Below are 8,098 nucleotides of genomic sequence, written 5' to 3'. Positions count from 1 at the left end.
GCGCAAGGTGACACCGGGCTGCATCTGACCCTTGAAGCGCACCAGCACCGACTCGGGCATGTCCAGCGGCATAACCCCGGTGGCCGCGGCGAACGCGACCAGACCGGAACCGGCCGGGAAACTAATACCTATCGGGAAACGGGTGTGGCTGTCGCCGCCAGTGCCGACGGTGTCGGGCAACAACATGCGGTTGAGCCAGCTGTGGATGATGCCGTCGCCCGGCCGCAGGCTGATGCCGCCGCGCGTGCTGATGAAGTCCGGCAACTCGTGGTGCATCTTCACGTCGACCGGCTTGGGGTAAGCCGCGGTGTGGCAGAACGACTGCATCACCATGTCGGCGCTGAAGCCTAGGCATGCCAGGTCTTTCAGCTCGTCGCGCGTCATGGGGCCGGTGGTGTCTTGTGACCCCACGCTGGTCATGCGCGGCTCGCAGTAGGTGCCGGGGCGCACGCCGACCTGTTCGCCGTTGACGACCGGCAGGCCGCAGGCCTTGCCGACCATTTTTTGCGCGAGCGAGTAGCCCTTCTTGGTGTCGGCCGGGTTTTGCGGCAGGCGAAAGAGGGTGGAGGGCGGCAGGCCCAGCGCTTCACGCGCCTTGGCGGTGAGGCCGCGGCCGATGATCAGCGGAATGCGGCCACCGGCACGCACTTCGTCGAACAGCACCTCGCTCTTGACCTTGAATTCGGCAATGACCTTGCCGTCTTTCAGCGCACGGCCTTCGTAGGGGCGCAGTTCGACCACGTCACCCATGTTCATCTGGCTCGCATCGAGCTCGATGGGCAGGGCGCCGGCGTCTTCCATGGTGTTGTAGAAGATCGGGGCGATCTTGGTGCCCAGGCACACGCCACCAAAGCGCTTGTTGGGAACAAAAGGAATGTCTTCGCCGGTGAACCACAGCACCGAGTTGGTGGCCGACTTGCGCGATGAACCGGTGCCGACCACGTCACCCACGTAGGCCACCAGATTGCCCTTGGCGCGCAGGTCTTCGATGAACTTGATGGGGCCGCGCTTGCCGTCTTCTTCTGGGGTGATGCCGTCGCGCTTGTTCTTCAGCATGGCCAGCGCGTGCAGCGGGATGTCGGGGCGGCTCCAGGCGTCGGGCGCGGGCGACAGGTCATCGGTGTTGGTCTCGCCAGTCACCTTGAAGATGCCGACGGTGATGCTTTGCGGCACTTCGGGGCGCGAGGTGAACCACTCGGCGTCGGCCCAGCTTTGCAGCACCGACTTGGCGTTGACGTTGCCCTTGTCGGCCTTGTCTTTCACGTCATGGAACTGGTCGAACATCAAGAGCGTGTTCTTGAGCGCCTTGGCCGCGATGGCGGCTACGGCGGCGTCGTCGAGCAGATCAATCAGCGGGCTGATGTTGTAGCCGCCCAGCATGGTGCCCAGCAGCTCGGTGGCGAGCTCGCGCGAGATAAGCGAGCAGGCTTCGGTGCCGTGAGCCACGGCGGCCAGGTACGAAGCCTTGACCTTGGCCGCGTCGTCTACACCCGCTGGCACCCGATGGGTGAACAGGTGCACCAGCGTGGCGCCTTCGCCCGCAGGTGGGGCCTTCAGCAGCTCGATCAGCTCGCCGGTTTGCTGTGCCGAGAGGGGCAGCGGCGGGATGCCGAGCGCGGCCCGGTCAGCGACATGTTGGCGATAGGCTTGAAGCATGAAATTCTCCGAGTGGTGCTAAGCGAAAAGGAAAGGAAGCAAGAAGCCTGCAAGCCGGCGCGAGGCCGGATCGCAGCAAATGAAAATGCCTGTGCCAGACGGTGCTCGGAGAGATGCCATGCTTACTTGGGCTGAGCGTCTCGGAAAGCGCGCTGCTTCTCGTGCACGCAATCGTCAACCAGGCGCTTGCCGGCTTTGGTGTCCATCAACATCGACTTGTTGGCGATCTGGATCAGCAGGCCCACACCGCTGACATCTTCCAGGCGCAAGGCGCCGGTGGACGACAGCACGGGCTTCATGATGTAGATCTTCTTGCCGTACTTCACGTCCACATAACCCGGCGTCTTGGGGTTCATGCCGACGTCGATGGTTTGCTTGAAATCGCATTCGTAGACGCCGAAGTAGGTGCGCTCGGCAGCGTCGAGTTGGGCCTGGTTGGCGGGAGGCAAGGGTGCGTCGGCGGGTGCGGCTTTCTTGGCCGGGGCGTGCTTGGTCGCGGCATGCTTTGCCGCCGGCTTCGCAGCGGGCGCGGTCTGGGCCAGGGCGGATGTGCCGGCGAATGCAAAAGCGACTGCGAGAACGGCGGTACGAATCATGGGAACACTCCTTGGTTGGGGAAGCACGGATTGTGAAGGGCCGCTAACTTCGCTTCTGAAGGGCACTTTCCCTGATTGCAACAAATTGAACACCGGCTGGCTGTGGCAGCCAAGGGCGCCGTGCCCGGCTTGGCTTGCAGCGCCGCGCAGGGGCGCCACGTGCCAAAGCCCCGCGTGCGCGAAGTCACGAAGATGCCTGTCGCCGGAACCGCTCGCCACGCATGAGCCGTGCTAGCGCGGCCTTCCCCGATGCGCGCGACGCTGAAACATTTGTTCGCGATCTCGAATCTGCGGGCCGTGGAGCAGTTCACGCCGGGGCTCCTGCGGCAGCGGGGAAGAAGGCCTGGCGCACTTCGATGGGCAAAGCCTGACCGGTGCGCTGCGCACGCTCAAGCACATGCCAGAAGTAGCGATAGCTGGCGCGGTCGTGCAGGGTGTCGCGGTGGCTGATGGGCGCCCACTCGGCGGCTTGTGCGGCCAGCAGGATCTCGATGGCCTGGTCGGTCTCGGCCACGGTGGGCGCGAAGGCTTCGACGATGGGGCGAATCTGCTCAGGGTGGATGCTCCACATGCGCAGGTACCCCAGCTGGCGCGATGCCTTTTGGGCTGCTTCGCGCAGCAGGTCGAGGCGTCTGAACTCGGTCACCACGCAATGCGACGGTGTCTTCAGGTGTGCGTGGCAGGCGGCAGCGATTTCAAGCTTGGCGCGCACGACCAGCGGGTGCTCGAACTGGCCCGTGGCGCTCATGCCTGCCAGCGGAATGGCGCCGCGGTGCGCCGAGACGAAATCCATCAATCCGAACGACAGCGACTCGATGCGCGGGTGTGCCGCGATGCGACCGACTTCGCGCAAAGCACCGTGGGTCTCGATCAGCACGTGTACCGGCAGTGCGTGGGCAATGCCGTGCTCCCGCAACGTGCGGTCGATGGCGTCGACGGCCTCGCGCGCCTGCTCAAAGCTGCCGACCTTGGGCACCATCAAATAGGCCAATCGCGAGCCTGCGCGCTTGACCAGCGTTTGCACGTCAGCGTCAAAAGCAGGGTGGTCGACCGGGTGCACGCGGGCGCCGACGCGGCCGTGCAGGTTGCGTGCAGACGTGGCGAGTTCGGCCACGAGGTGGGCATGCTCCGCTTCGCCGCCCACGGGCGCGCCGTCTTCGCAGTCGAGGGTCACGTCGAACACAGGCCCCAGCTCGGCCTGCAATTGCAGGCTCTTGAGCATGCGCGCCTCGACGCCGCAGTAGTGGTCGCAAACCGGCAGCGACGGGGCAGCGTCGGCGCTGTCGAAGAGGGCTTTACGAGGATGAACCAAGGAGCTCATGGCTTGCGGCGGGCGACGATGAACATGCGTGGAAAGGCAAGCAGCAGCCGGCCATCGGCGCGTGGCAGATAGGCCTGGGCAATGAGGCGCTCGTATTCGGCAAGGTACGACGCGCGCTCGGCCTCGGGCAGGGGGTCGGTGAACGGCCTAAGCCCGGTGCTGCTCACCCATTCGACGATCTTGGCGGGCGACGCCATTGGGTGCTGGTAGGCCGTGCGCCAGACGTCGACCTCGGCTGCGTGAGGGGCGAGCAGGTCGTAGTAGCCATAGAGAGGCAGGATCTTGGTGCGAACCGAGGCCGCGCTGGCGATGAGGCCCGACCAGGGCGCGAGAGATGCAAGCTCGCGCATCAAGCGGTGGGTGGGCTCTTCGCGGTTGTCAGGCATCTGGATCGCCAACACGCCGTTGGGGGCCAGCGAATCGAACAGGCGCGGGATCAACTCGTCATGGCTCTCAACCCATTGCAGGGCGGCGTTGGCGTAGATGAGATCAGGTGCTTGTGAGGGCTGCCAGCGGGTGATGTCGCTCAGCTCGAAGCGGCACTTCGGGAGGCGTGCACGAGCTTCAACGAGCATGCGCTCAGAGTTGTCGGTGCCGATGATTTCAGCGCTCGAAAACCGTTCCACCAGCAACTCGGTGGAGTTGCCAGGGCCGCAGCCCAGGTCAAAGACCCGCTTCGGGTCTTGCAACGCAACCCTGGCCAACAACTCGCGTGCAGGCCGGGTGCGTTCGTCTTCAAACTGGCGATACAGCTCGGGGTTCCAGTCACTACTCATGTCAGACCCTCGTCCGGCGGGTACACCAGCCGATCCCCCGAGGGGAGGCGGGCCGGCTTGGGAGCGGCCCGGCGCTTGACATGCTGCAGATTCACGGTTGCCCGTTTGTGGGTTGCGCCTTGTTTACAGCAAGTGCTTGACGCCGTCTTGCTCGTCTTGCAGCTCTTTCAGCGTGAGGTTGATGCGCTCTTGGCTGAAGGCATCGATCGTCAGGCCTTCGACGATCTTGTATTCGCCGCCTTCGGTGGTGACCGGGTAGCCGAACATCACGTCTTTCGGAATGCCGTATTCGCCGTTGGACGGGATGCCCATGGTGACCCACTTGCCGTTGGTGCCCAGGGCCCAGTCGCGCATGTGGTCGATGGCGGCGTTGGCGGCCGAAGCAGCAGAAGACAGGCCCCGCGCTTCAATGATGGCGGCGCCGCGCTTGCCGACGGTGGGCAGGAAGGTGTCTTTGTTCCACGCCTGGTCGTTGATCATGTCCTTGACCGACTGGCCGTCGATCGTGGCGAAGCGGTAGTCGGCGTACATCGAAGGCGAGTGGTTGCCCCACACGGCCAGCTTCTCGATGCTCGACACCGGTTTGCCGGTCTTGGCAGCGATTTGCGAGGCGGCGCGGTTGTGGTCCAGGCGAAGCATGGCGGTGAAGTTTTTGCGTGGCAGGTCGGGCGCGCTCTTCATGGCGATGTAGGCATTGGTGTTGGCCGGGTTGCCGACCACCAACACCTTGGCGTTGCGGCTGGCCACGGCGTTGAGGGCCTTGCCTTGTGCGGTGAAGATCTGGCCGTTGATGGCCAGCAGCTCGGCGCGCTCCATGCCGGCCTTGCGGGGCATCGAGCCCACGAGCAGGGCGTAGTCGGTGTCTTTGAAAGCAGTCATGGGGTCGGCATGTGCCTCCATGCCCACCAGCAGCGGAAACGCGCAGTCTTGCAGCTCCATCATCACGCCCTTGAGGGCCTTTTGCGGGACCTCGGCGGGCACTTCCAGCAGTTGCAGGATGACCGGCTGGTCTTTGCCCAGCATTTCGCCAGAGGCGATACGGAACAGCAGGGCATAGCCGATTTGGCCAGCTGCGCCGGTGACGGCAACGCGAACGGGTTTCTTGCTCATGAGGGGGCTCCGCAGGGGTTCAGGGGATCGAAACAGGGCGCTGGAACGCGCTTTCTGTGCCAGCCGGGAAGTGTAGGGGAGTCTAGGTGGGAACCCGAGTCTCGTCAACACTCTTATGTCTTATATAAGACATCTTTCAGCAGTGCCGTGGACGCCACGCGGTCGGTGTGCTGCAATCCCCGCATGGCAACCCAGCCCCCTTCTTCCGCTGTTGCTGCCCGTTCGGTGGACGGGGAGAGCGACAGCCCGGCTTTCAGCCCGCTTTATCAGCAGATCAAGGTGCTGATCACACGCAGCTTGCAGGGTGGCGAGTGGAAGCCGGGCGAGGCGATCCCAAGCGAAATCGAGCTTGCAGCACGCTACAAGGTCAGCCAAGGCACGGTGCGCAAGGCCATCGACGCGTTGGCCGATGAAAACCTGCTGGTGCGCCGCCAAGGCAAAGGCACCTTCGTGGCGACCCATGCCGAAGAGAAGATTCAGTACCGGTTCTTGCGCCTGACGCCCGACAGCGGCGAAGCCGGTGGCACCCAGCGCCGGTTCATCGACTGCCGGCGCTTGCGCGCGCCGGCCGACATTGCGCGCGCGCTCGACCTGAAGAGCGGTGACACGGCTGTGCAGGTGCGTCGCCTGCTGCACTTTCGGGGCACCCCGGTTGTACTTGACGACATCTGGCTGCCCGCTCATCTTTTCAAAGGCCTGACCACTGAGCGCCTCAGCGAATACCAGGGGCCGATGTATGGGCTGTTCGAAACCGAGTTCGGCGTGCGCATGATCCGCGCTGAAGAGCAGCTGCGCGCCGTCAGCGCCGACGCGGCCGCAGCCGAGCTGCTGCAGCTCCCCATCGGTGCGCCCCTGCTCAGCGTGGAGCGCCTCTCGCGCACCTATGGTGACAAGCCGGTTGAGCTGAGACGCGGGCTTTACAACACGCAGGCGCACTACTACCGGAATGAGCTGAGTTAAGGGTGCGCTGCGAAGTTGAAAAATGGCGGCTTTGGGCGCTGCCTGCTGCATTGCAATAAACTGCAAAAGTTTCTTCGGGATTACACAAGGTTGGGGTATGGCTGAGACGACAGTAAAACAGAGACAAAGACCAGGGTCACCGATGCGACTGATGGAGGCGACGAAGTACTCGTTGCCTCCCGCAGCCTGGGTGTCCATCCTGCACCGTGCCAGCGGCGTCCTGATGTTCGTGCTGCTGCCGTTCATCATCTGGATGTTCGACACCAGCCTCACATCCGAGATCACCTACAGCCAATTCACAAGCGTGTTCGTGGGTGGCTATGGCTTCATCCCCGCATGGTTCATCAAGCTGGTGACGCTGGCGCTGATCTGGGCCTACCTGCATCACTTCATCGCGGGCCTACGCCACCTTTGGATGGATGCCACGCACGCGGTCACCAAAGAATTTGGCCGCATCTCCGCCTTGGTCACGCTGGGCCTGAGCCTTGCGCTCACGCTGGCGCTCGGCTTCAAGCTGTTCTTCTGAAACGCAGGCAAACATGACGACACCGAGTTACGGTTCCAAGCGCGTGGTGGTCGGCGCGCATTACGGGTTGCGTGACTGGCTGGCCCAGCGTGTCACAGCAGTGCTGATGGCGCTCTTCACCTTGATCGTGATCGTGCAGGTCTTGCTGCCCGGCAAGATGGGCTACGACAAGTGGGCCGGCATCTTCAACCCGCAGTGGATGCGGGTGCTGACCTTCGTGACCATCGTCTCGCTGCTGTACCACGTATGGGTCGGCATTCGTGACGTGCTGATGGATTACGTGCAACCGGTTTCCGCCCGCTTGGTGCTTCAGGTTGCCACCATCGTCTGGCTGGTGGGTTGTGCGGGCTGGGCCATCCAAGTGCTGTGGAGAATGTGAACGTGAGCGCAACCATTTCAAGAAGAAGATTCGACGTGGTGATCGTGGGCGCGGGTGGCTCTGGCATGCGCGCGTCGCTGCAACTGGCGCAGGCTGGGTTGAATGTGGCTGTGCTGTCCAAAGTGTTTCCCACGCGCTCGCACACGGTGGCGGCGCAAGGGGGCATTGGTGCGTCGCTTGGCAACATGAGCGAAGACAACTGGCACTACCACTTCTTCGACACCGTCAAGGGCTCCGACTGGCTCGGCGACCAAGATGCCATTGAGTTCATGTGCCGTGAAGCGCCTAAGGTCGTCTACGAGCTTGAGCATTTCGGCATGCCCTTCGACCGCAACCCCGACGGCACGATTTACCAGCGCCCCTTTGGCGGCCACACCGCCAACTACGGCGAGAAGCCGGTGCAGCGCGCCTGCGCCGCGGCCGACCGCACCGGCCACGCGATGCTGCATACGCTGTACCAGCAGAACATCAAGGCGCGCACGAACTTCTTCGTCGAGTGGATGGCGCTTGATCTCATCCGCGATGCCGACGGCGACGTTGTCGGCGTGACCGCGCTCGAGATGGAAACCGGCGAGATCTTCATCTTGGAGGCCAAGACCGTGCTGCTCGCCACCGGCGGGGCAGGGCGCATCTTCCAGGCCTCGACCAATGCTTTCATCAACACCGGCGACGGTCTCGGCATGGCCGCGCGCGCGGGCCTGCCTCTCGAAGTCATGGAGTTCTGGCAGTTCCACCCGACGGGCGTGCACAACGCCGGCGTGCTGTTGACCGAAG

At 63.7% G+C, this 8,098-nt stretch carries 9 protein-coding genes; 4 read left to right on the top strand and 5 right to left on the bottom strand.

From position 1 onward, the window contains the following. The 5 genes from AC30QB_RS13295 to AC30QB_RS13275 all read right to left on the bottom strand — a co-directional run. Positions 1 to 1,656: bifunctional aconitate hydratase 2/2-methylisocitrate dehydratase (locus tag AC30QB_RS13295; protein WP_489546702.1), on the bottom strand; the 1,656-nt coding region annotated here is incomplete at its 3' end. 122 nt (positions 1,657 to 1,778) lie between these two features. Further along, positions 1,779 to 2,252, bottom strand: a complete 474-nt coding sequence (locus tag AC30QB_RS13290; protein ID WP_489546701.1) for a hypothetical protein — start codon at positions 2,250 to 2,252, stop codon at positions 1,779 to 1,781. Positions 2,253 to 2,559: 307 nt separating this feature from the next. Then, positions 2,560 to 3,573, bottom strand: a complete 1,014-nt coding sequence (locus tag AC30QB_RS13285; protein ID WP_489546700.1) for an HpcH/HpaI aldolase/citrate lyase family protein — start codon at positions 3,571 to 3,573, stop codon at positions 2,560 to 2,562. Then, positions 3,570 to 4,349 (bottom strand): trans-aconitate 2-methyltransferase, encoded by a 780-nt coding sequence (tam, locus tag AC30QB_RS13280; RefSeq protein WP_489546699.1) that lies wholly within the window; start codon positions 4,347 to 4,349, stop codon positions 3,570 to 3,572. Before tam ends, AC30QB_RS13285 begins: the two co-directional genes overlap by 4 nt. A 123-nt stretch (positions 4,350 to 4,472) precedes the next feature. Next, complete coding sequence (locus AC30QB_RS13275; RefSeq protein WP_489546698.1) at positions 4,473 to 5,459, bottom strand: malate dehydrogenase; 987 nt, start codon at positions 5,457 to 5,459, stop codon at positions 4,473 to 4,475. A gap of 183 nt (positions 5,460 to 5,642) precedes the next feature. On the opposite strand from AC30QB_RS13275, the gene AC30QB_RS13270 reads away from it, so the two are divergent. From AC30QB_RS13270 to AC30QB_RS13255, 4 genes are all read left to right on the top strand, one after another. Next, entirely contained in the window at positions 5,643 to 6,419 is a 777-nt protein-coding gene (locus tag AC30QB_RS13270) for a GntR family transcriptional regulator (RefSeq protein ID WP_489546697.1), read from the top strand. A 97-nt stretch (positions 6,420 to 6,516) separates the two neighbouring features. Continuing rightward, positions 6,517 to 6,945 carry a succinate dehydrogenase, cytochrome b556 subunit gene (gene sdhC / locus AC30QB_RS13265; RefSeq protein WP_489546696.1) on the top strand — a complete coding sequence of 143 codons (429 nt, stop codon included), beginning with the start codon at positions 6,517 to 6,519 and terminating at the stop codon, positions 6,943 to 6,945. A gap of 13 nt (positions 6,946 to 6,958) precedes the next feature. Then, the gene (sdhD, locus tag AC30QB_RS13260) at positions 6,959 to 7,324 is read left to right on the top strand and encodes a succinate dehydrogenase, hydrophobic membrane anchor protein (protein ID WP_489546695.1); all 366 of its coding nucleotides are present in this window, start codon (positions 6,959 to 6,961) and stop codon (positions 7,322 to 7,324) included. Between the two features lie 65 nt (positions 7,325 to 7,389). After that, positions 7,390 to 8,098: FAD-binding protein (locus AC30QB_RS13255; protein WP_489546703.1), on the top strand; the 709-nt coding region annotated here is incomplete at its 3' end.

The organism is Rhizobacter sp. (genome assembly GCF_046595475.1).
Lineage (GTDB): Bacteria > Pseudomonadota > Gammaproteobacteria > Burkholderiales > Burkholderiaceae_C > Rhizobacter.
Note: the sequence above shows the minus strand (reverse complement) of the source record. Positions and strands in the feature narration are given on the sequence as shown.

Coding starts and splice junctions, on each gene's coding strand:
- AC30QB_RS13290 (WP_489546701.1), bottom strand. CDS start 2,252: ATGATTCGTACCGCCGTTCTCGCAGTCGCTTTTGCATTCGCCGGCACA.
- AC30QB_RS13285 (WP_489546700.1), bottom strand. CDS start 3,573: ATGAGCTCCTTGGTTCATCCTCGTAAAGCCCTCTTCGACAGCGCCGAC.
- tam (WP_489546699.1), bottom strand. CDS start 4,349: ATGAGTAGTGACTGGAACCCCGAGCTGTATCGCCAGTTTGAAGACGAA.
- AC30QB_RS13275 (WP_489546698.1), bottom strand. CDS start 5,459: ATGAGCAAGAAACCCGTTCGCGTTGCCGTCACCGGCGCAGCTGGCCAA.
- AC30QB_RS13270 (WP_489546697.1), top strand. CDS start 5,643: ATGGCAACCCAGCCCCCTTCTTCCGCTGTTGCTGCCCGTTCGGTGGAC.
- sdhC (WP_489546696.1), top strand. CDS start 6,517: ATGGCTGAGACGACAGTAAAACAGAGACAAAGACCAGGGTCACCGATG.
- sdhD (WP_489546695.1), top strand. CDS start 6,959: ATGACGACACCGAGTTACGGTTCCAAGCGCGTGGTGGTCGGCGCGCAT.